We start from the raw sequence: 22030 nt of genomic DNA, 5'->3' as shown, positions 1-22030 counted from the left end.
TGAATGCCGTTCTAGAACTTAGAACGGCATTCAAGATCTTCGGGACAGTATCCAACGACAGGAGCGCGATGTGCTCGGACACGAGACGGCGGCCGTGAGCACAGGCCGGACGGCGACCGACGAGGTCTTCCAGGTCGAGGAACACGGCATCGACCCCATCCCCGACGCCGAACGCCACGGCGGCGCCAAGGACGTCTTCTGGCTCTGGTTCGGCTCGAACCTCACCTTCACGTACGTCATCAACGGCGCCCTCGCCGTCGCCTTCGGGCTCTCCTTCTGGCAGGCCACCGCCGTCGTCGTGATCGGCGGCCTCTCCTTCCTCGCCATCGGCGCGGCCGGCCTCAGCGGGGTGCGTACCGGCACCGCCACCCTCGTGATCTCCCGGGCCGCCTTCGGCATCCGGGGCAACTGGCCCGCCGGGCTCCTCAACTGGATCGTCAGCATCGGCTACACCATCGTCAACACGGTGGTGGGCACCCTCGCCCTCGAAGCCTTCTTCGCCGACCTCGGCTGGCACGGGGGACACGCCGCCCGCGCCCTCGCCCTCGGCGTCACCCTCGCGCTGACCTTCGCCGTCGCCCTCTGGGGCCACGCCACCGTCCAGTTCGCCGAACGCTGGATGGCCTACGTCCTCGCCGTCGGCTTCGCCGCGCTCCTGGTCCTCGTCCTGCCCGGCACCGACACCTCGGCCCCCGCGGCCGCGCCCGGCGCCTCCGGCTGGAGCCTCGCCTTCGTCGTCATGCTCGCCGGCCCCTTCTCGTACCTCCCGATGCCCGCCGACTACACCCGCTACCTGCCCCGCACGACCACCCTCAAGGCCGTCACCTGGAGCGGGGCCCTGGGCGGCTTCGTCTCCTCCGTCGCCCTGGGCGTCGCCGGAGTGGCCGCCGCCACCCAGGCGGACATGACCGACGCCGTGGCCGGCACCGAGAGCCTGCTCCCCGGCTGGTTCCAGCCCCTCTTCCTCGCCCTGGTGCTCGGCGGATCCGTCACCAACTCGATCATCACCCTCTACTCGTCGAGCCTGAACCTCCAGGTCCTCGGCATCCCCTGGAGCCGGGCCCGCGCGATCGTCATCAGCGCCGCCGTCACCGGGGCCGGCTCCCTCGGCGCCCTCTTCCTCACCGACTTCACCACCTCGCTCCTCTCCTTCCTCTCCCTCCTGATCATCGTCTTCGCCCCCTGGGGCGGGGTCTTCCTCGCCGACATGGTGCTCCGGCGCTGCACCTACGACGCCGACGCCCTGCACACGGGCCCGGGCGGCGCCTACTGGTACCGCTCCGGCTGGCACCCCGCCGGGCTGACCGCCCTCCTCGCCGGACTCCTCTTCTCCGCCCTCACCTGCGACTCCGAGCTCTGGACCGGCCCCCTCGTCGCCCCGCTCGGCGGCGCGGACCTCACGCTGCTCGGCGCGGCCGCCTCCGCCCTGGTGTACGTGCTCCTCGCCCGGCGGACCGTCGCCCCGGTCCGCGCCTGAGCCCCGCCCCCGTCCGCGTCTGAGACCCGCCCCGAACCGCCCGCACACCCTCGTACGCACGTCACGGAGTCACCCCGCATGAACGGCACCACCCCTTCCCCCGCCCCCGCCGACCTCCTCCTCACCGGGGCCCGGATCCACACCGTCGACCCGGCGCTCCCCGAGGCCCAGGCGCTCGCCGTCCGCGCCGGCCGGATCGTCTGGATCGGCCCCGACGCCGAGGCAGGAGCCTGGGCAGGGCCCGCCACCCGGATGCTCGACGCCGCCGGACGGCTCGTCCTGCCCGGCTTCGTCGACGCCCACAACCACGTCCGCCTCGGCTCCGACGACGCCTGCGTCCAACTCGCCGGCGCCCGCACCCTCGACGCCGTCCACGAGCGGATCCGCGCCTGGCACGCGGCCCGTCCCGACGCCGAGTGGATCGAGGCGGAGGCGTTCGACTACTCCGCGATCCCCGACGGCCGCATGCCCACCGCGGCCGACCTCGACCCGGCCACCGGCGACACCCCCGCCCTCGTCCTCAGCTACGACGTCCACACCGCCTGGCTCAACACCGTGGCCCTGCGCCGGCTCGGAGTGGACCGCGACCACACCGACCTGCCCTTCGGGCGGGCCGTCACCGACCCCGACACCGGCGAACCCACCGGATTCGTCAAGGACTTCGCGATCAAGGGACTCTCCCGCGACGGCCATCGCGCCCTGCGCGAACTCGGCCTGCCCTGGGCCTCCCTCGACCGCCAGTACGGCCGGCTCGCCCAGAGCCTCGACGACGCCATCGGCTACGGCATCACCACCGTCGTCGAACCCCAGAACTCCCTCGACGACCTCGCCCTCTTCCAGCGCGCCCGCGTCGAGGGCAGGCTCCGCTCCCGGATCGTCGCCGCCCTCTTCCACCCGCGCGGCACCACCGACACGGACCTCGACGCCTTCGAGGCGGCGGCACGGGAGTTCGCCGACGACCGGCTGCGCGTCGGCCCGCTCAAGCTGTACATCGACGACGTCGTGGAACCGCGCACCGCCGCCCTCCTGGAACCGTACGCGGGCTGCTCCCACCACCGCGGCGACACGTTCTACCCGCCCGAGGAGTTCGCCGAGCTGCTCACCCGCCTCGACGCGCGCGGCTTCCAGTGCTTCGTCCACGCCACCGGCGACCGGGGCATCCGCACCGTGCTCGACGCCGTCGAGCGGGCCCGCGCCGCCAACGGGCCGCGCGACGCCCGCCACCAGATCGTCCACGTCGAATGCCTGGACCCGGCGGACACCCCGCGCTTCGCCGAACTCGGCGTCGTCGCCTGCATGCAGCCCCGGCACGCGGCCCCGGACATCGCGGGACCCGGCCAGGACTGGGCCGAGAACGTCGGGCCCGACCGCTGGCACAAGGCATGGCCCCTGCGCAGCCTGCACGCCGCCGGCGCGGTCCTCGCCCTCTCCAGCGACTGGAACGTCGCCGAGATGGACCCCATGGTCGGCATCCACGCCGCCGTCACCCGCCGGCCGCCCGGCGGAGGCGACGCCTGGACGGCCGGCGAGACGATCGACGTCGCCACCGCCGTCGAGGGGTACACGATGGGCTCGGCGTACGCCAACTTCCTCGAGGACGAACGCGGTTCGCTGACGGTCGGCAAGCTCGCCGACTTCGTCGTCCTCTCCCGCGACATCCTCCGCATCGCCCCCGACGAGATCCCGGGCACCGTGGCGGAGACCGTCGTCGTGGGCGGGGAGGTGGTCGCGGAGCGCCGCGAGGCATCGTGACCGCGCCGCTCAGCGGCCGGTCAGCTCCAGGACCGGGGCCAGGGCCGACGGACGCCGGTCGACGGGCAGCGGGTCGACGAAGTGCACCGGACACCCGAGCGCCCGCGCACCCCCGTCGGCCGTCCGGCTGTCGCCGACCATGAGCACCTCCGCGGGCGCGCGCCCGAGGAGCGTGCAAGCGGCCCGGAAGATCGCCGCATCGGGCTTTTGGGCCCCGACCTCGTACGACAGCACATAGGCGTCCACCAGCGCGTCCAGTCCATGGGCCCGGAACACCGGACGCAGGTCCCAGCCGATGTTGCTCACCACGGCCACCGGGACGCCGCGGCCGCGCAGGGCGCGCAGCGTGGCCGCGGTGTCCGGGTACGGCCGCCAGGCCGCCGGGCTCATGTGCCGCTCGTACAGCGCCTCGACGAGCTCTGGGTCGCCGAGCCCGGCCTCCCTGGTGAGCGCGGTGTACACGGCGCGATGCCCTTCCGGGGTCAGGTCCCGCTCGTCCCAGAGCCCCACCAGATCGTCGGGGACCCGCACCGGATCGGGACCGCCGGGCTGCGCCCCGTACCGGGTGAGGCGCCGTACGAGGTCGTCGAACGCGGCGGTGCCGCGCGCCGGGCCGCCCCGAGGGCCTCCACCCGACGCGAGCACCGCGTCGAGCCATTCCTCCACCGGCTCGATCCGCAGCAAGGTGCCCGAGAAGTCGAACATCACTCCGTTGACTGCCGTGTGGATCATTCGGGGATCGTAGACCGCCGGAGTGGTTCAGTGACCGTCCTTCCCGGCCGTCACGGCCATCAGCCGCTCGAAACCGCGTCCCGCGTCCCGCGACTCGTACACCCCGTCCTGGGTGGCGACGAACAGCCGGCGCGCGTCCACGACGGTGAGCGCCTGGGGGGCGCCGCCCGGCACGGGGCCGATCCGGGTCCAGGAGGCGCCGCCGTCCGTCCCGCGGAACAGGACACCGCTCGGGTCGACGCCGAAGAGCGCGTCCGGGGCACCCCAGGAGACATGGGCGAGGACCGGACCGATGGCCGGGGCGAACGTCCTTCCGCCGTCGGTGGATCGGGCCACTCCGCCCTCGGTGGTGGCGAGGACCGTGCCCGCGGCGGTCGGGGAGACGGCGATGTCGAGCGCGCGCAGCGCCGCCCGGTCCTCCCACTCCACGCCGTCGGCGCTGACCCGCAGGAGCCCGTTCGCGCTGTCGTATCCGTACACGGTGGAGTCCGGGGCGGTGTCGAGGGCGTGGAAGTCGACCTTCCCCGCGAGCGACTTCTCCTGCCAGGTGAGGCCGGCGTCCGTCGACGCGACGAGGCCGAGGTCGGCCGGGCCGGTGCTGCCGGGGGCGGGGTGCCCGCTGGCGAGGAACGTGCCCGACGCGGTGACCGTGAAGCCCATGAGGTCGTCCCGGCGCTCGCCGACCGGTGTCGGCCGGCCGTCGGCGTCAGGGGTGCGCAGTCCCTCGTGCGTGGCTACGTAGAGCGTGTCGCCACGCACCCCGAGGCCGTGGACATGGCTGAGGGACGCGCCGGAGCCCTCCCCGTCGCCACCCGTGCCGGACGAAGGGGAGGAACAGGCGCCGAGAGTCAGGGCGGTCAGCGCGAGGAGGGTGGTGAGGGCGGTTCGGGTGAGAGCCGAGCGGCCGGAGAGGTAGGTCTGCATCGTTCTTTCGCCTGGAGTGCCGGATTGCGGGAGTACGGGGATGCGGAGGTGAGGGGCCGAGGGGATGCGGAGGTGCGGGTACGTGGGGGCGCGGGGGTTCCGCGTACGCGGGGGATACGGGCGTGCCGGAGTGCGGCGGCGGGGCGGCCCGTCCCGGAAGGGGGACGGGCCGCCCGTGTCACGCGCGCGTGCTCGCCCGATCGTGCGGACCTGCGGACCTGCGGACCTGCGGACCTGCGGACCTGCGGACGTGCGGACGGCAGGGGGTCAGAGCCGGTCGAGGATCTTCCGCAGTGCCGCGATCTCCTCGGACTGGGTCCGCACGACGTCGTCGGCGAGCTTCTTGGCCGTGGCGTTGCGACCGTTCTTCTGTTCGTCCTTGGCCATGGCGACGGCCCCGTCGTGGTGGGCGATCATCAGCTCGGCGAACGTGCGGTCGAAGTCCTTGCCCTGGGCGGCGGCCAGGTCCTTCATGTCCTGCTCGGACATCATCCCGGACATGCCGTGCCCGGAGCCGGAGCCGTGACCGGCGGACTCGGGCTTGCCCCATCCCTTGAGCCAGGCCCTCATCTTCGCGATCTCCGGGTCCTGGGCGCGCTCGACGGCGGCGACCAGCTCCTTGACCTCGGCGTCCTCGGCCCGGCCGTCGGCGAGCTTCGCCATCTCCAGAGCCTGCTCGTGGTGGGGGATCATCATCTGCGCGAACATGACGTCCGCGTCGTTGAAGGCTCCGGGGGCGGCGGCCTCGGCGGCGGCTCCCGGCGTGGTGGCGGTGGCGGTGGCCGGGGCGGACGTGCCGCTGTGGTCCATTCCGCTCATGGCGTCGTCCGTGCCGCAGGCGGAGAGCAGGAGCCCGGTCGCGGCGACGGCGCCGACGAGGGCGAACTTCCTGGCGGTGCGGTTCGTGAAGGCACGCATGTGGTGATACCTCGTGTGCTGGTCGTACTGACGGAAAGGGCAGGCCGAAGGCGTTCACGGGCAGCGCGAGGCGCCCGCGGTGGCGGTACGGCCTAGATCCGCAGGACGGACAGACGGGCGAGGTCCGGGGGCCGGCGAGGCGGCGCGTGCGGACCCAGCGCGGGTGTGAGCCGCGCGAGGAGGAGGGTGAGCCACTCGGGGCGCCGCCCGAGCGCGGCCCGTACGAGCCCGGCGAGCAGCCAGGCGCCGAGGACGGCCACGCACAGCGTGGTCATGTCCATCCCCGCACCGGGCTGGTGGCGCGCGTCGGAGCCGTCGGCTCCGTGTGACGCGGCCGCGTGCGTGACGTGGCTCCCGCCGGAGGCGCCGGGGTTCGTCGCGTGGACCTCGTCGTACAGGACGGGGTCCATCCGGTGTGCCCCGCCGGAGTCGGCGAGGCCCGCCGAGTGACTCCTGCCGGAGGCGGCCGGGTCCGGCGGCTTCGTACCGCCGGACGAGGCGGAGACGGTGTCCGCGCCGCCGCCGGACCCCTCGGGGTGACCGACGGCGTGCATCAGGAACACACCGAGCGCGAGCACGACGACGAGCAGAAGGTGCGCCAGGGCACCTCCTGCTCGTCTGCCGCGTGCCGCTCGGTGTGTACGCACAGCCAGGACCTCCTGGCCGCCGAATATACCGCGCGGGGGTATCGGATGCGCGTCAGGACGGGGTCTCGCCCGCCATCGCCGCGGCCATCCGCAGATGCGGCGCCGCCTCGGCCACGCGTCCCTGGCGCTCCAGCGTGCGGCCGAGCATCAGCCGGGCGTAGTGCTCGACGGGGTCGCGGTCCAGGACGGCCCGCAGCTCGGTCTCGGCCTTGGTGAGCTGGGCGGAGTGGTAGTAGGCCCGGGCGAGCAGGAGCCGCTGGGCCGTCTGCTCCGGGTGCTCCGCGACGAGGCCGCGCAGGACGCGGACGGCGGTTCCGTACTCCTTCGCGTCGAAGAACAGCTGCGCACGGTCCCAGCGCTCTCCGGCCGTTCCGAACTCGTAGTACGTGTCGTTCACTTGCCGTCCCTTTCCAGAGTCCCGGATCTGCCACCCTGTGGGGTGGCCGATCACGTCAACAAGGCAAGTTGGTTGAACATTCCATTAAGGGATCCTCCGACTCGCCCCGGGGCGTCACGTCCCCCGGAACCCGGACAGGAATAGGTTGAGCGACATGAGCAATCTTGACCGTCAGGCCGCGCCGACCGTGTGCGGCGGCCGTGGCTTCGTCGTCGCCGAGCCGGTACGGGAGCTGCTCAGCCCCCGTCACGTCCAGCTCGGCGAGTCGACCGAGGTCCGCCGCCTCCTGCCGAACCTCGGCCGGCGCATGGTCGGGGCATGGGCCTTCGTCGACCACTACGGGCCGGACGACATCGCCGACGAGCCGGGGATGCAGGTCCCGCCGCACCCGCACATGGGGCTCCAGACCGTCAGCTGGCTCCACGAGGGCGAGGTCCTGCACCGCGACTCCACCGGCAGCCTGCAGACGATCCGCCCGCGCGAGCTGGGCCTGATGACCTCCGGCCGGGCGATCTCCCACTCGGAGGAGAGCCCCCGCCCGCACGCCCGCTTCCTGCACGGCGCCCAGCTCTGGGTCGCCCTCCCCGACGCGCACCGGCACGTGGAGCCCCACTTCCAGCACCACGCCGAGCTGCCCCGCGTCACCGCCCCCGGCCTCACCGCCACGGTGATCCTCGGTGCCCTCGACGGCGCGACCTCGCCCGGCACCACGTACACCCCGCTCGTCGGCGCCGACCTCGCCCTCGCGGCGGGCGCCGAGACCCGCCTCCCCCTCGACCCCGACTTCGAGTACGCCGTCCTCGCCATGTCCGGCGAAGCCCGCGTCGACGGCGTCCCCGTCCTCCCCGGCTCCATGCTCTACCTCGGCTGCGGCCGCACCGAACTTCCCCTCCACGCCCTCTCCGACGCCGGCCTCATGCTGCTCGGCGGCGAGCCCTTCGACGAGGAACTCGTCATGTGGTGGAACTTCGTCGCCCGCACCGACGAGGAGATCCGCCAGGCCCGCGAGGACTGGATGACCACCGGCCGCTTCGGCGACGTCAAGGGCTACGACGGCGACCGCCTCGACGCACCGGAGGTCCCGCCGACCCACCTGAAGGCCCGAGGCCGGGTGCGCTGACCTGGGGTTTTCTCCACTTCATCTATGTGGGGGTGGCGGATGGCTGCCCTCCCCTGTGACTGTCGGTGCGGCTGGGAGGGGCGCGTGTCGCAGCCCCTCCCAGCCGCGTAGTTCGGTGGCGCGTGCTTCCCCCGTGTGGGTGTGGCCGAGGTTGGTGCTGAACCTTGCGTCGAAGATCCGGGTGCGGCCGTCCTTCTGGGCCCGGCACAAGTGCGCGGTCGTGACGTACTCCCCGCTGCCGAGCGTGAGGGAGGCCGCGGTGCCTCCGGTGCCGCCGTGGGTGAGTGTCGTGCCGTTGTCCAGGGTGATGGCCAGCCGGTCGATCCGGGAGCCGGCGCTCAAGGTGATGGTGGTGGCACGGGCGCCGGCGGGGATGCTGTCGATGTCGTTGAAGCGGTCGCCGTGCGGTCCGCCGAACTGCTCGCTCAGTCGGAAGTCCGGGTTGCGCGACCAGGAGAAGCGCACCGCGACCGGGTCGTGGTCGGAGAGCATGAGTCCGTCGCCGGTGAGGAACGCGGCGTGCTCGTTGTTGTAGGAGGTGGCGTTCAGGGAGACGAGTCTGCTGCCGCGGTAGAGGACCTTGTCCACGACCTCGCAGGTGTTGGGCACGGTCGGCTGGGACTGGTCGCAGACGAGGGCGTCGCTGCCCTTGGTGGGCGGGGTGCCGTCGCGGATCAGCCCGACCCAGGCGTCGGTGAGCGCGTTGGCGGCGGCGAACTCGGCGATGGTGTCGGCGGCGTAGAGGCGGGCGTGGTAGTTGAAGTCCTCCTGGACGTGGACGATGTCGTACGCCTCGATCCGTCGGCCGATCTCGGTCGTGGCGGGCTCGCGGGGCGTAGGCGCGCTGGAGATGCTGTCGGGCAGCCCGGCGACGTTGTAGGTGAGCACGCGGATCAGGCGCAGGCGCTCCCGTTGAGCGTGAAGGCCGTGGGGGAGTGTTGACCACATCCACCGGCACCTCGCGGCCGTCCACCGGGCCATCGTCGACGGTGCCGACGCGCACGGCTACTTCCTCTGGTCCCTGCTCGACAACTTCTGAGTGGGCCCACGGATACGAGAAGCGCTTCGGCGCCGTCCACACCATCCAGCTGCGCACCCCGAAGCGCAGCGCCCGCTGGTACGCGAGGGCCATCGCCGGGCATGCGATCCCGGCGATGTGAGCTCCGCGCGCGGGGCCGCTCTTCGGGGGCGCGCGCTCGTCAGGAGCTCTGGGGGTGGAGCAGGACCTTCCCCACGCGAGGATCTCCGCTCTCCGTGAGCGCCATGGCCCGCTCGAACTCGGCGATGCCCAGCTGGTGCGTGACGAGTTCGAGCGGCGTCAGGCGTGCCGCGGAGAAGGCGCTTACGGCGTAGGACCAGGCGCCGGAGGAGGCTCCGAAGGCCGTTCCGACAGACAGTTGCCGAGCGACGACCCGGGCGGGATCGAGTCCTTCCGCCCCCTGGGCCGGGATACCCGTGAGGACCAGGTGTCCTCCCGGCCGCAGCAGGGACGTCGCGGTGCTGGCGGTCGACGTACCGCCCACGGCGTCGATCACCAGGTCGAAGCCCGAGAGACCGGAGGCACGGTCCCACGTGCGGTAGCTGGTGGCTCCGAAGTGGTGGGACAGATCGGCTCGGTCGGGGTTCGTGCCGACGACCGTCAGCTCGCTCGGGGAGAAGGCGCCGAGGAGTTGTGCGGCGAGCAGACCGAGGGTGCCGGAGCCGATGACGGCCGCCCGCGAACCGGGCAGCGGGCACGCCTTCAGGACGGCGGCGGCCGCACAGGCGGCGGGCTCGAGGAGCGCGGCGGCCGTGAGGTCGGCGTCCGGCGGCAGTGTGTGCAGCAGACGGGCGGGGAGGGCGAGGGTGGGAGCCATCGCGCCGGGAAGGGTGAACCCCGTCTCCTCGTAGCCGGCGTCGCACAGATTGGTCTCTCCGGCGCGACAGGGTGCGCAGGTCTCGCAGTTCCGGATCCCTTCGCCCACGACCTTGCGGCCGATCAGGGAGGCGGACACACCCTCGCCCACGGCGGTGACGGTACCGGACCACTCGTGGCCGGGGGTGAGTGGATAGCGGGCGTACGGAGCGGGGCGGCGGCCCAGGTAGACGTCGAGGTCGCTGCCGCAGACCCCGACGGCGTGGACGTCCACCCGGGCTTCGCCGGGGCCCGGCCGTTGAGGTGTGTGCTCCACGAGGCGATAGGTCTCCGGAGCATCGAGGACGACAGCCTGCTCTCGGGGGCTCACAGGAAGGTGCCCTGGGAGATCGGCCGAGTGGAACACATGGGGACACTCCTGCTGTTCGAAATTTCGGACACTGTTCGAAATTGTGCCGCGACCCTACGAAGGGGGGTGGGTCGTGTCAACGGGCCGCACTTCGGAGGGGTTTGCCCGGAGTCGCCCAGAGAGGATCGGTGTTAACGCTCACAAGTTGCCGGTCATGCTGCTTGCCTTCGGCGCGCTCAGTTCGTACAGAAATCAAGTAACGGCCGTACAGACCCTTGAGTTACGGCTCTGTTAGCGCTCACAATGACTGGCGTTGACCGGCTCACCAGTCGTCGGGAGCAGACGTTTCACCCTGCCGCCGCCGGTTCAACAGCCCCTGCGCAGCCACACCTTCACCGGGCCCGTCCATCTCAGGGCTCCGGCTGGTACGACGCACGTCCCGAGAGGAACCACGACATGGCCCACAGAGCCCTCCGCATCATCGCCGCCGCCGCCCTGGCCGGCAGTGTGTTGACCGCCTGCACCACCGAGCCCGCGACGACCGGTACCACCGGCGGCGCCGGCAAGGGTTCCTCCGACGGCAAGCTGGTGCTCGGGTTCGCGCAGGTGGGCGCCGAGAGCGGCTGGCGCACCGCCAACACCAAGTCCGTGCGCGACGCGGCCGAGAAGGCGGGCATCGAGCTGAAGTTCTCCGACGCGCAGCAGAAGCAGGAGAACCAGATCAAGGCGATCCGCACCTTCATCCAGCAGAAGGTCGACGTCATCGCCTTCTCGCCGGTGGTGGAGTCCGGCTGGGACACCGTCCTGAAGGAAGCCAAGAACGCAGGCATCCCGGTGATCCTCACCGACCGCGCGGTCGACTCGCAGGACACCTCCCTCTACCGCACCTTCCTCGGCTCCGACTTCGTCAAGGAGGGGGAGGAGGCCGGCAAGTGGCTCGTGAAGGAGTACGAGGGCACCTCCGCGCCGGTCAACGTCGTCGAGCTCCAGGGCACCACCGGCTCCGCACCCGCCAACGACCGCAAGGCGGGCTTCGCCGAGGTGATCAAGGGCGACCCCAAGTTCAAGGTCGTCGCCTCCCAGACGGGTGACTTCACCCGTGCCAAGGGCAAGGAGGTCATGCAGGCATTCCTCAAGTCCCACGAGGACATCGACGTCCTGTACGCCCACAACGACGACATGGCCCTGGGCGCCATCCAGGCCATCGAGGAGGCGGGCAAGAAGCCGGGCACCGACATCAAGGTGATCTCCGTCGACGGCATCAAGGACGCCTTCGTCGCCATGGAGCAGAAGAAGATCAACGTCGTGGTCGAGTGCAACCCGCTCCTCGGCGACCAGCTGATGGAACTCGCCAAGAAGGTCGCGGCGGGCGAGGACGTCCCGCGCCGGGTCGAGACCAAGGAGGGCGTCTTCACGCAGGACCAGGCCGCCGCCGCCCTGCCCAGCCGCCAGTACTGATCCACCGCCCGCACGCATCGGGGGCGGCCCTCGCGCCGCCCCCGGACCCCTCAGGAGAGGAGGGCGGATGGCAGCCCCACCCACCCCCCGCACACCCACCCGCGCCGACCGGCCCGTTCTGGAAGCCCGTGGCATCCGCAAGACCTTCCCCGGCGTCCTCGCCCTGGATGGAGTGGACCTGCGTCTCTTCCCGGGCGAGGTCCACGCGCTGATGGGCGAGAACGGCGCCGGCAAGTCCACCCTCATCAAGGTGCTCACCGGGGTCCACCCGCCCGACGCGGGAACCGTCACCGTCGACGGCGGCCTCCAGCGGTTCACCGAACCCCTGGAGGCCCAGCACGCCGGCATCAGCACGGTCTACCAGGAGGTGAACCTGTGCCCCAACCTCTCCGTCGCCGAGAACATCCTCATCGGCCGTGAGCCCCGGCGCCTGGGACTCATACACTGGTCGGCCCTCCACCGGCGCGCGGAGCAGCTCATCACCGAGCTGGAACTCGACCTCGACGTCCGCATGCCGCTGAACGCGCACTCCATCGCCGTCCAGCAACTCGTCGCGATCGTCCGCGCCGTGGACATCCAGGCGAAGGTCCTCGTCCTCGACGAACCCACCTCCAGCCTCGACCGGGACGAAGTCGCCCAACTGTTCACGCTGGTGCGTCGACTCCGCGACCGGGGCGTCGCGATTCTCTTCGTGACCCACTTCCTCGACCAGGTCTTCGACCTGTGCGACCGGGTGACCGTCCTGCGCAACGGCCGCCTCGAAGGCGAGTACCGGATCGACGAGCTGACGCCCGTCACCCTCGTCCACCGCATGGTCGGCAGCGAACTGCGCAGCCTGGACGAACTGGCCGACACGTCCCACACTGACGCCGTCACCACTCCCGACGCCGTGGACCGCCCTTTCCTGAGCGCCCGCGGACTCGCCAGGGCCGGGTCCATCCAGCCGTACGACCTCGACATCCACCGCGGGGAGGTCATCGGCCTCGCCGGTCTCCTCGGCTCCGGACGCACGGAGGCGGCCCGGCTGCTGTTCGGCGCCGACCACGCCGACGAGGGCGAGCTGCGGATCGACGGCGAACGCACCGTCCTGCGCTCCCCGCGCACCGCGATCGGCCACAAGATCGCCTTCTGCTCGGAGAACCGCAAGGCGGAGGGACTGATCGGCGAACTCACCGTCCGCGAGAACATCGTGCTCGCCCTGCAGGCCGCACGTGGCTGGACCAGACCTCTCTCCCGCGCCCGGCAGGACGAGATCGCCGCCCGCTGGATCGAAGTCCTCGACATCCGCCCGGCTGCCCCCGAGGCACAGGTCCGCAATCTCAGCGGAGGCAATCAGCAGAAGGTACTCCTCGCCCGGTGGCTGCTCACCGATCCCGAGCTGCTGATCCTGGACGAACCCACCCGGGGCATCGACATCGGCGCGAAGACAGAGATCCAGAGACTGGTGACACGCCTCGCCGCCGAAGGCACGGCGGTCCTCTACATCTCCGCCGAACTCGAGGAAGTCCTGCGGCTGAGCCACCGGGTCGGCGTCCTGCGCGACCACCGCCTCGTCGCCATCCTCCCCAACGACACCACCCTGACGCCCGACCGGATCCTGGGCGCCATCGCCACCGGAGCCACCTCATGACACCACCTGACGACACCGGCGCCGGGCGCCCGGCCCTGGCTCCCGGCGCCCGGCGGCTCACCGGGCACCCCCTGTTCTGGCCCGCCGCCGTCCTCACCGCCCTGCTCCTCGGGAACGTCGCGCTCACTCACGACTTCCTCGCCGTCCGCGTCCAGAACGGACACCTGTACGGCAGTCTCATCGACATCCTCCAGTTCGGCGCCCCTCTGATCCTCGTCTCGCTCGGCATGACCCTGGTCATCGCGACCCGGGGCATCGACCTCTCGGTCGGCTCGACGGTCGCCATCGCCGGCGCCCTGGCGTGCGAGCACATCGCCACGGCACAGGACCCCGGGAGTCTCTCCACCGTCGTCACGGCGATCGCGACTGCGCTCGGCGTGGCCGCCGCGATCGGACTGCTGAACGGCTTCCTCGTCGCCCGCCTCGGCGTCCAGCCCATCGTCGCCACCCTGGTCCTCATGGTCGCCGGGCGCGGCGTGGCCCAGCTGATCACCGACGGCCAGATCATCAGCGTGTCCAGCGGCGCCTACAAGATGATCGGCGGCGGCTACTGGCTCACCCTCCCCTTCGCCGTCCTGCTCGCCGCCGCTCTCGTCGCCGTCACCTCCCTCGTCACCCGGCGGACCGCGCTCGGCATGCTCATCGAATCGGTGGGCGGCAACCCGGTCGCGAGCCGCCTCGTCGGCATCCGGGCCGCCGGGCTGCTGGTCACCGTCTACGTCGTCAGTGCCGTGTGCGCGGCGGTGGCCGGCCTGATGATCAGCTCCAACGTGTCCAGCGCCGACGGCAACAACGCGGGCCTCTGGATCGAACTGGACGCCATCCTCGCCGTGGTCATCGGCGGCACCGCTCTCACCGGTGGCCGCTTCTCCCTCGGCGGGACTGTCCTGGGCGCACTGATCATCCAGACCCTCTCGACCACGATCTACACCCTCGGCGTACCGCCGGAGACCACCCTCGTCTTCAAGGCCCTGGTCGTCATCGTCGTGTGTCTCGTCCAGTCGCCCGCGTTCCGCGCGCGGCTCTCCCGCAGCCGCCGGCCATCCGGCCCTGACCTGGCCCCCGCCCCCGGCGACGTCGCGGCCCGCCGGCAGGAGGTCCACCCGTGAGCACTACCCTCAACTCCCTCGCCAAGCCGCTCCACCGGTTCTCGGTACGGCACGCCACCCGTCTGCCGCTCATGGTGACGGCCACTCTGCTGGTCGCGATGTTCACGGTCGGCTCCCTGAACTACGAAGGCTTCTTCTCCGCGCAGGTCCTGCTCAACGTCCTGATCGACAACGGCTTCCTGCTCGTCGTGGCCATCGGCATGACGTTCGTCATCCTCACCGGCGGGATCGACCTGTCCGTCGGCTCCATGGTGGCCCTGTCGACCATGCTGACGGCCTGGCTCGTCGAACAGAACGGTCTGCCGCTCGCCCTCGCGGTACCCGTGGTCCTGCTGGTGGGAGCCGGCGGCGGCGCGCTGATGGGCTGGGTGATCCACGCCTTCGAGATCCAGCCCTTCATCGTCACCCTCGCGGGCATGTTCCTCGCCCGCGGCCTCTGCTACATGATCAGCACCGAGTCGATCTCGATCACCGACCCGACGACCACGCGGATCGCCCAGACCCGGGTGCTCCTGCCCGGCGGCCTGTTCGTCTCGCCCGCCGTGGTCATCGCCCTGGTCGTGCTGGCGCTCGCCTTCGTCGTCCTGCACCACACCCGCTTCGGTCGTACCGTCTACGCCCTGGGCGGCAACGAGTCCTCGGCCCGCCTCATGGGCCTGCCCGTGGGACGCACCAAGATCGTGGTGTACGCCGTGAGCGGCCTGTGCTCCGCCCTCGGCGGCCTGCTGCTGACGTTCTACATGCTGTCCGGCTACGCCCTGCACGCCGTCGGCATGGAACTCGACGCCATCGCGGCCGCCGTCATCGGGGGGACGCTGCTGACCGGGGGCTCCGGCTTCGTCCTGGGAACCGCGCTGGGCGTGACGGTCCTCGGCCTGATCCAGACCGTCATCAGCTTCCAGGGCACGCTCAGCTCGTGGTGGACGCGCATCGTCATCGGCGGCCTGCTCTTCGTCTTCATCCTCCTCCAACGGCTCTTCGGCGGAGCCCGCCACGTGGAATAGACCCCTTGCGAAGGGCGGACCCCGAGCCGCCCCCGAACACGAACGCGCCCCGGGAGGGGCAGGGCCCTCCCTGCCCCTCCCGTTTGTGCCCTCTCGCCGACAAGGAGACTCCATGAACCTGTATCCGCCGCCCCCATTCACCGGGGTCCCCCCGGTCTGCCGCCCCGACACATACGCCGGACAACGATGGACCTTCGGCTTCCCCGGCGGACTCACGGCGGAGGTGCACACCCGTGGCGCCCGCCTCCACGGGCTGTGGGTGCCGGACCGGTACGGCACGTCGGCCGACGTCGTCCTCGCCCCCCACGACCCGGCCCTGACGGCCACCGCCGCCCGGTACTTCGGCGCCACCGTCGGCCGCTACGCCAACCGCATCGCACACGGCCGGTTCTCCCTGGACGGGAAGCCGTACCAGCTGACCACGCAGGAGGACGGCCACTGCCTGCACGGAGGAACCGAGGGCTTCGACACCCGGCTCTGGGAAGCCGAGAGCGTGCACACCCCGGAGTGGACCGGCGTGCTTCTGCACCTCCGAAGCCCCGACGGTGACCAGGGATTCCCGGGAAACCTGGACGTCACCGTCAGCTGTCTCGTCGGCCGCGACAACGAACTCTCCTTCTCCTACGCGGCGGTCACCGACGCCCCCACCCTGGTCAACCTGACCAACCACGCCTACTTCAACCTGGAGGGCGAGGGCACCGGGGACATCCTCGACCACGAACTGACCGTCGACGCCTCCCACTACACACCGGTCGACGCAGATCTCATCCCCTCCGGCGACCACCGCCCCCTCCCCGGCACCGCGTTCGACCTCCGACGGCCCCTCAGCATCGCCGAGGCCCTCGCCCGCCCCGGCACGGTCGGCGGATACGACCACAACTTCGTCCTGAGCCCCTACGGCGACGGGACACCGCATCGGGCCGCCGTCCTGTACGCGCCGGCCACGGGCCGCCACATGGAGGTGCTGACCACCGAGCCCGGACTCCAGGTCTACACCGCGGGGCAGTTCGACGGCACGGTGCTCGGCAAAAGCGGTACGCACTACGGGGCGGGCGCCGGCATCGCGCTGGAGACCCAGCACTTCCCCGACTCCCCGAACCGCCCCGGTGACCCGTCTCCGGTGCTTCGGCCGGGCGTCGAGTACCGGTCGAGGACGGTCCTGCGGTTCAGTACCCGCGGCTGACCCTCGTACGGACACGTCGACATGGCTGTGCCCGCCGGTGGGGGAACCGGCGGGCGCAGCCATGTCCGGAGGGGCGTCAGGCGCCCGCCCTGCGCTTGTTCCACACGTCGAAGCCGACCGCGGCGAGGAGGACGAGGCCCTTGATGACCTGCTGCCAGTCGGTGCCCACCCCGACGAGGTTCATGCCGTTGTTGAGCACGCCGAGGACCAGACCGCCGATGATGGCACCCAGGACGGTACCGACTCCACCGCTCATCGACGCTCCGCCGATGAACGCGGCTGCGATGGCCTCCAGTTCGAAGTTCACGCCGGCCTTCGGCGAGGCCGCGTTGAAGCGCGCCGCGAAGACGAGGCCTGCGAGCGCCGCGAGCATCCCCATGTTCAGGAACACCGCGAAGGTCACCTTCTTGTCCTTGACCCCGGAGAGCTTCGCGGCGGGCAGGTTCCCCCCGATCGCGTACACGTGGCGGCCGATCACCGCGTTGCGCATCACGTATCCGAAGGCCACGAGCAGCGCGGCGAGGATCAGGAGGACGACCGGGGCGCCCTTGTAGCTGGCGAGCAGCAGGGTGGTGACCAGGACGGCGGCGACCAGCGCCGTCACCTTCAGCGCGAACAGGCCCGTGGGGAGCGTCTCCAGGGTGAACTCCCGCTGCCGGCGACGGTCCCGGAACTCCTGGACGACCACGTAGGCGACCAGGCCAAGGCCGAGGAGCAGGGTCAGGTTGTGGTAGTTAGTCTTCGGCCCCACCTCGGGCAGGAAGCCGTTGGCCACCTTCTGCAGTCCGTCGGGGAACGGGCCGAGGGTCTGCCCCTTGAGGAAGATCTCCGTGAGCCCGCGGAACAGCAGCATGCCGGCGAGCGTCACGATGAACGACGGTATGCCGACGTACGCGATGAAGAAGCCCTGGAGAGCGCCGGCGACGGCTCCGAGCAGGAGCGTGAGGAGCACCGCCACGGGCCAGGAGACCTGGTGCTCGACCATGAGTACGGCTCCGAGGCCGCCGACCAGCGCCATGAGGGAGCCCACCGAAAGGTCGATGTGCCCGGAGATGATGACGATCATCATCCCGATGGCCAGGATGAGGATGTAGCTGTTCTGCAGTACCAGGTTGGAGACGTTGCGCGGCAGCAGGAGGTCGCCGCCCGTCCAGATCTGGAAGAGGAGCACGATCAGGCCGAGTGCGAAGAGCATCCCGTACTGACGCATGTTCCGCCGGATGCCGTCGAGGAGCACCCGGGCCATCGATGTCCCGGTGGAGGGCGATCCGTTGCCGGATGCCGCCGGGACGGTCGTTTTCGTGCTGGCGTCGGTGCTCATGCCTGGTGTCCTTCGTCGGATGTGGCGGTGTCCTGCGTCATGTGCCGCATCAGGACTTCCTGGGTGGCTTCCTCGCGGCCGACCTCGCCGGTCAGCCGTCCGGCGGCCATGGTGTAGAAGCGGTCGCACATGCCGAGCAGTTCGGGCAGCTCGGAGGAGATGAGGAGAATCGCCTTGCCCTCGGCGGCGAGCCGGTCGATCACGGTGTAGATCTCGTACTTGGCTCCCACGTCGACCCCGCGCGTGGGCTCGTCGAGGATGAGGACGTCCGGTCCGGCGAGGATCCACTTGCTGAGGACGACCTTCTGCTGGTTGCCGCCGGAGAGGCGGCCGACCGGTTCGAGGACGTTCGGAGCCTTGATGCTCATCGTCAGTCGGAACCGTTCGGCCACCTTGCGTTCCTCGTGCCCGTCGACGATCCCGCGGCGGGCGAGGGCGCCGAGCGATGCGAGCGAGATGTTCCGGCTCACGGAGTCCCCGAGGTCGAGACCGTAGTGCTTGCGGTCCTCGGTGACGTAGGCGATGCCGTGGGCGACGGCCTCGGGGACGGTGTGCGTCCGGACCTCCCGGCCGTCCCTGAGCACCGTGCCCCGCTCGTAGCGGCCGTAGGAGCGCCCGAAGACGCTCATGGCGAGTTCGGTCCGGCCGGCCCCCATGAGTCCGGCGACCCCGACGATCTCCCCGCGCCGGACCTGGAGCGAGACCCCGTCGACCACCTTGCGGGCACGGTCGAGCGGGTGACGCACGGTCCAGTCACGGATCTCCATGACGGGTGCGGCGTCGGCCGGTCCCTCGTACGGCGTGCGCGCGGGGAAGCGGCTGTCGAGGTCCCGTCCCACCATGCCGCGGATGATCCGCTCCTCGGTGGTGGCCGGGTCCCTGACGTCGAGCGTCTCGATGGAACGGCCGTCGCGCAGGATCGTGACGGAGTCGGCGATCCGGGCGATCTCGTTCAGCTTGTGCGAGATGATGATCGAGGTGATGCCCTGGTCCTTGAGCTCGTCCATGAGGCGCAGCAGCTTCGCGCTGTCCTCGTCGTTGAGCGCCGCGGTGGGCTCGTCGAGGATCAGCAGACGGACGTCCTTCGCCAGCGCCTTGGCGATCTCCACGAGCTGCTGCTTGCCGACACCGATGTCGGCGACCCGGGTCTCGGGGTGTTCGTCGAGGCCGACCCGCCTGAGCAGTTCGGACGAACGGCGCAGCGCCTCGTGCCAGTCGATGATCCCTCGCCGGGACGGTTCGTTGCCGAGGAAGATGTTCTCGGCGATCGACAGGTAGGGGACGAGTGCGAGCTCCTGGTGGATGATGACGATGCCGCGCCTCTCGCTGGCGCGGATGTCCTTGAAGCGGCAGGGCTCGCCGTCGAAGAGGATCTCGCCCTCGTACGTACCGTGCGGGTGGACGCCGGACAGGACCTTCATCAGGGTCGACTTCCCGGCGCCGTTCTCCCCGCACAGCGCGTGGACTTCACCGCGCGCCACGGACAGGGTCACGTCGGAGAGCGCCCTGACGCCGGGGAAGGTCTTGACGATGGACCGCATCTCGAGGACGGGGCCCGCCGGAGAGGGGACGGGACCCGCCGGAGGAGGGGTGGGGGTCACCGCAGGGCGCCGGCGTCGATGTAGCCGGAGTCCACCAGGACCTTCTGGTAGTTCGTCTTGTCGACGCTGACCGGGTCGAGAAGGAAGGCCGGAACCACCTTCTTGCCGTTGTCGTAGGTCTTGTCGTCGTTGACCTCCGGCTTCTTGCCGTCGAGGACGGCGGTCACCATGTCGGCGGCGACCTGCGCGAGCGCGCGGGTGTCCTTGTAGACGGTCTGGGTCTGCTCGCCCGCGATGATCGACTTCACGGAGGCGACCTCCGCGTCCTGTCCGGTGACGATCGGAAGCGGCTTGGCGGCGCTCCCGTAGTCGTCGGACTTCAGGGCGGACAGGATGCCGATGGAGATGCCGTCGTAGGGGGAGAGGACGGCGTCGACGCGGGCCGTGGAGTACGCGGAGGTCAGCAGGTCGTCCATGCGCTTCTGGGCCGTACCGCCGTCCCACCGCAGAGTGGTGACCTGGTTGAGCTGGGTCTGCTGGGAGCGCACGACCAGCTGCTTCTTGTCGAGGTAGGGCTTGAGCACCTTCATGGCGCCGTTGAAGAAGTACTTGGTGTTGTTGTCGTCGTTGGACCCGGCGAACAGCTCGATGTTGAAAGGGCCCTTCTTCGCGCCGGCCTTCAGTCCCAGCTTCTCGACGATGTACGTGGCCTGGAGCTCGCCGACCTTCTCGTTGTCGAAGGAGGCGTAGTAGTCGATGTGCGGGGAGCCCAGGATGAGCCGGTCGTAGGAGACCACCGGGATGTGGGCGTCGGCCGCCTGCTGGAGGACGTTGGAGAGGGCCTCGCCGTTGATGGCGGCCACGACCAGGGCGTCGACGCCCTGGGTGATCATGTTCTCGATCTGGGCGACCTGCTGGTCGGGGTCGTCCTCGCCGTACTGCAGGGTCGTGGCGAATCCGGCCTTCTTCAGGCTCGCCGTCATGTTCTTGCCGTCGGCGATCCACCTCTCGGAGGACTTGGTCGGCATCGCGATGCCGATGGTGAGGTCCTTCTTGTCCTTCGTCTCCTCGCTGCCGCCCTCGCTGTTCTGCCCGCAGGCGGTCAGGAGCAGGGCGCAGCCGGTGGTCACGGCAAGGAGGGAGGATGCGAATCGGAACTTCTTCATGGGGGGCTTACCCATCCCGTCGTCGAGGGCGGCTCCGACCGGGGCGGGCTCAGCGGCGGCGCGTGTCCTCGCACCACCGGGACGGCACCGTTCCGGTTGGGGGGTCCAGGGCGTCGGCACCCCGGACGAGCTAGATTGTTAGCGCTCACAATGCCGTGATACAAGAGGCGATAAGGTTTTTCTCGCATCGATACACAGCCGAGATCACGGAGAAGGGAGGCGAACGTGGCGCAGTCCGCGGAAGACGTCCGCCCGCCGACGATGGCCGACGTCGCACGAGAGGCCGGGGTCTCCCACCAGACCGTCTCCCGGGTGCTGAGCGGTCACCCCAACGTGCGCGCGACCACCCGCGACCAGGTCACCGCAGCCATCGAGCGGCTCGGCTACCGCCGCAACTCCGCCGCGCGCGCCCTGGTGACGCGCCGCACGAGGACGCTCGGCGTCATCGCCGTCAACACCGCCCTGTACGGCCCCGCCAGCACCCTGACCGGCCTGGAGGAAGCCGCTCGGGAAGAGGGCTACCTCGTCTCGACGGTCAGCCTGCGCGCCGGGCAGGGGCAGGGGCTCAAGGACGCCATCGACCATCTCGCGGCCTGGGGGGTGGAGGGCGTCGTCGCCATCACGCCACAGCGCTCGCACGTACAGGCGCTCGCCGAACTGGACGCGCCCTTCCCTGTGGTCACCGTGGAGGGCGGGCACCAGCTCGACCTGCCCAGCGTCTCCCTCGACCAGGAGCTCGGCGCCCGCATGGTCACCGAGCACCTGCTCGCCGCCGGGCACGGCACCGTCTGGCACGTGGCCGGCCCCGAGGACTGGCTGGAGAGCCAGGCCCGCGCCGCGGGATGGCGCGCCGTCCTGGAGGAGAACGGCATCCGCCCTCCGCGTGTGCTGACGGGGGACTGGAGTCCGCTGTCCGGGTACCGGGCCGGGCAGGAACTCGCGGGTCTCGCCCTGGCGCGTCGTGGGGAGACGCCGGTCACGGCGGTCTTCGTCGCCAACGACCAGATGGCCCTCGGCGTCCTGCGCGCGCTGCGCGAGGGCGGGATCCGCACCCCCGGTCAGGTGGCCGTCGCCGGTTTCGACGACATCCCGGAGGCCGAGTACTTCCCGCCGCCGCTGACGACGGTCCGCCAGGACTTCGCCGCGATCGGGCGCCGCAGCATCCGGCTCCTGGTGGACCACATCGAGGGCCGCGCCAAGAAGGCCGAACACCTCCTGGTCCAGCCGCAGCTCATCATGCGCGCGAGCACGCGGCCTTCGAGCGAGGCCTGACGCGGCGGGCGGCTCCCTCCGTCGTCTTCCGGCCCGTCGGCGGCGGGCTTGCCGTCGGCCGGCGTGTGCGTCCCGGCGTGTCCCCCCGCCCGGGCGCCCCACCCGCGGGCCCCCCCGCCGCCCGGGCCGCCCGGCGGCCCCCACGCGCACACCCCCCCGCGGGGCGCGCGGCCGC

At 70.9% G+C, this 22030-nt stretch carries 19 protein-coding genes and 1 pseudogene; 10 read left to right on the top strand and 10 right to left on the bottom strand.

From position 1 onward, the window contains the following. Nucleotides 1-70 precede the first annotated feature (70 nt). On the top strand, nucleotides 71-1477 hold the full coding sequence (locus tag ACFVZH_RS01720; RefSeq protein WP_384891514.1) for a purine-cytosine permease family protein: 1407 nt from the start codon (nucleotides 71-73) through the stop codon (nucleotides 1475-1477). Nucleotides 1478-1555: 78 nt separating this feature from the next. Further along, nucleotides 1556-3229, top strand: coding sequence for an amidohydrolase (locus tag ACFVZH_RS01715; RefSeq protein WP_384891511.1), 1674 nt, complete (start codon nucleotides 1556-1558; stop codon nucleotides 3227-3229). Between the two features lie 9 nt (nucleotides 3230-3238). On the opposite strand, the gene ACFVZH_RS01710 is transcribed toward ACFVZH_RS01715, so the two are convergent. From ACFVZH_RS01710 to ACFVZH_RS01690, 5 genes are all read right to left on the bottom strand, one after another. Then, nucleotides 3239-3961: an HAD family hydrolase gene (locus tag ACFVZH_RS01710; protein WP_384891507.1), complete on the bottom strand. Its 723-nt coding sequence runs from the start codon at nucleotides 3959-3961 to the stop codon at nucleotides 3239-3241. A 27-nt stretch (nucleotides 3962-3988) separates the two neighbouring features. Beyond that, nucleotides 3989-4885, bottom strand: coding sequence for a F510_1955 family glycosylhydrolase (locus ACFVZH_RS01705; protein WP_384891504.1), 897 nt, complete (start codon nucleotides 4883-4885; stop codon nucleotides 3989-3991). 267 nt (nucleotides 4886-5152) lie between these two features. Beyond that, nucleotides 5153-5803, bottom strand: a complete 651-nt coding sequence (locus ACFVZH_RS01700; RefSeq protein ID WP_384891501.1) for a DUF305 domain-containing protein — start codon at nucleotides 5801-5803, stop codon at nucleotides 5153-5155. Nucleotides 5804-5895: 92 nt separating this feature from the next. Beyond that, nucleotides 5896-6450, bottom strand: a complete 555-nt coding sequence (locus ACFVZH_RS01695; protein ID WP_384891498.1) for a hypothetical protein — start codon at nucleotides 6448-6450, stop codon at nucleotides 5896-5898. 52 nt (nucleotides 6451-6502) lie between these two features. Beyond that, nucleotides 6503-6847: a tetratricopeptide repeat protein gene (locus ACFVZH_RS01690; RefSeq protein ID WP_384891495.1), complete on the bottom strand. Its 345-nt coding sequence runs from the start codon at nucleotides 6845-6847 to the stop codon at nucleotides 6503-6505. A 154-nt stretch (nucleotides 6848-7001) separates the two neighbouring features. Here ACFVZH_RS01690 and ACFVZH_RS01685 point away from each other — a divergent pair, with 154 nt between their 5' ends. Then, nucleotides 7002-7967 (top strand): pirin family protein, encoded by a 966-nt coding sequence (locus ACFVZH_RS01685; protein WP_384891492.1) that lies wholly within the window; start codon nucleotides 7002-7004, stop codon nucleotides 7965-7967. 18 nt (nucleotides 7968-7985) lie between these two features. Here ACFVZH_RS01685 and ACFVZH_RS01680 read toward each other — a convergent pair whose 3' ends face one another. Then, nucleotides 7986-8915 carry a jacalin-like lectin gene (locus ACFVZH_RS01680; RefSeq protein ID WP_384891489.1) on the bottom strand — a complete coding sequence of 310 codons (930 nt, stop codon included), beginning with the start codon at nucleotides 8913-8915 and terminating at the stop codon, nucleotides 7986-7988. Between ACFVZH_RS01680 and ACFVZH_RS01675 the strand changes: the two are divergent. After that, nucleotides 8911-9127, top strand: a pseudogene (locus tag ACFVZH_RS01675) (family 1 glycosylhydrolase); the annotation flags it as partial. The gene ACFVZH_RS01680 and the pseudogene ACFVZH_RS01675 sit on opposite strands and share 5 nt — an antisense overlap. A gap of 39 nt (nucleotides 9128-9166) precedes the next feature. On the opposite strand, the gene ACFVZH_RS01670 reads toward ACFVZH_RS01675, so the two are convergent. After that, nucleotides 9167-10192, bottom strand: a complete 1026-nt coding sequence (locus tag ACFVZH_RS01670) for a zinc-binding dehydrogenase (RefSeq protein ID WP_384891486.1) — start codon at nucleotides 10190-10192, stop codon at nucleotides 9167-9169. Nucleotides 10193-10627: 435 nt separating this feature from the next. On the opposite strand from ACFVZH_RS01670, the gene ACFVZH_RS01665 reads away from it, so the two are divergent. The 5 genes from ACFVZH_RS01665 to ACFVZH_RS01645 all read left to right on the top strand — a co-directional run bounded on the left by ACFVZH_RS01665 (nucleotide 10628) and on the right by ACFVZH_RS01645 (nucleotide 16555). Next, entirely contained in the window at nucleotides 10628-11629 is a 1002-nt protein-coding gene (locus ACFVZH_RS01665; RefSeq protein ID WP_384891483.1) for an ABC transporter substrate-binding protein, read from the top strand. 67 nt (nucleotides 11630-11696) lie between these two features. Next, nucleotides 11697-13259 carry a sugar ABC transporter ATP-binding protein gene (locus ACFVZH_RS01660; protein ID WP_384891480.1) on the top strand — a complete coding sequence of 521 codons (1563 nt, stop codon included), beginning with the start codon at nucleotides 11697-11699 and terminating at the stop codon, nucleotides 13257-13259. Then, complete coding sequence (locus tag ACFVZH_RS01655) at nucleotides 13256-14368, top strand: ABC transporter permease (RefSeq protein ID WP_384891477.1); 1113 nt, start codon at nucleotides 13256-13258, stop codon at nucleotides 14366-14368. Before ACFVZH_RS01660 ends, ACFVZH_RS01655 begins: the two co-directional genes overlap by 4 nt. Continuing rightward, complete coding sequence (yjfF, locus tag ACFVZH_RS01650; RefSeq protein ID WP_384891474.1) at nucleotides 14365-15372, top strand: galactofuranose ABC transporter, permease protein YjfF; 1008 nt, start codon at nucleotides 14365-14367, stop codon at nucleotides 15370-15372. Before ACFVZH_RS01655 ends, yjfF begins: the two co-directional genes overlap by 4 nt. A 112-nt stretch (nucleotides 15373-15484) precedes the next feature. Continuing rightward, nucleotides 15485-16555 carry an aldose epimerase family protein gene (locus ACFVZH_RS01645; RefSeq protein WP_384891471.1) on the top strand — a complete coding sequence of 357 codons (1071 nt, stop codon included), beginning with the start codon at nucleotides 15485-15487 and terminating at the stop codon, nucleotides 16553-16555. A 76-nt stretch (nucleotides 16556-16631) separates the two neighbouring features. Here the strand turns inward: ACFVZH_RS01645 and mmsB are convergent, their stop codons facing one another. Genes mmsB through chvE form a run of 3 tightly spaced genes read right to left on the bottom strand, consistent with a single transcriptional unit; the run spans nucleotide 16632 to nucleotide 20583 of the window. Further along, the gene (gene mmsB / locus ACFVZH_RS01640; RefSeq protein ID WP_384891468.1) at nucleotides 16632-17876 is read right to left on the bottom strand and encodes a multiple monosaccharide ABC transporter permease; all 1245 of its coding nucleotides are present in this window, start codon (nucleotides 17874-17876) and stop codon (nucleotides 16632-16634) included. Beyond that, nucleotides 17873-19417, bottom strand: a complete 1545-nt coding sequence (gene mmsA / locus ACFVZH_RS01635; RefSeq protein WP_384891465.1) for a multiple monosaccharide ABC transporter ATP-binding protein — start codon at nucleotides 19415-19417, stop codon at nucleotides 17873-17875. The genes mmsB and mmsA overlap by 4 nt, the downstream gene beginning before the upstream one ends. 56 nt (nucleotides 19418-19473) lie before the next feature. Then, on the bottom strand, nucleotides 19474-20583 hold the full coding sequence (chvE, locus tag ACFVZH_RS01630) for a multiple monosaccharide ABC transporter substrate-binding protein (RefSeq protein ID WP_384891462.1): 1110 nt from the start codon (nucleotides 20581-20583) through the stop codon (nucleotides 19474-19476). Nucleotides 20584-20808: 225 nt separating this feature from the next. Here chvE and ACFVZH_RS01625 point away from each other — a divergent pair, with 225 nt between their 5' ends. Further along, nucleotides 20809-21855: a LacI family DNA-binding transcriptional regulator gene (locus ACFVZH_RS01625; RefSeq protein WP_384891459.1), complete on the top strand. Its 1047-nt coding sequence runs from the start codon at nucleotides 20809-20811 to the stop codon at nucleotides 21853-21855. Nucleotides 21856-22030 lie beyond the last annotated feature (175 nt).

The organism is Streptomyces sp. NPDC059534, assembly GCF_042743475.1.
Classification (GTDB): domain Bacteria; phylum Actinomycetota; class Actinomycetes; order Streptomycetales; family Streptomycetaceae; genus Streptomyces.
Note: the sequence above shows the minus strand (reverse complement) of the source record. Positions and strands in the feature narration are given on the sequence as shown.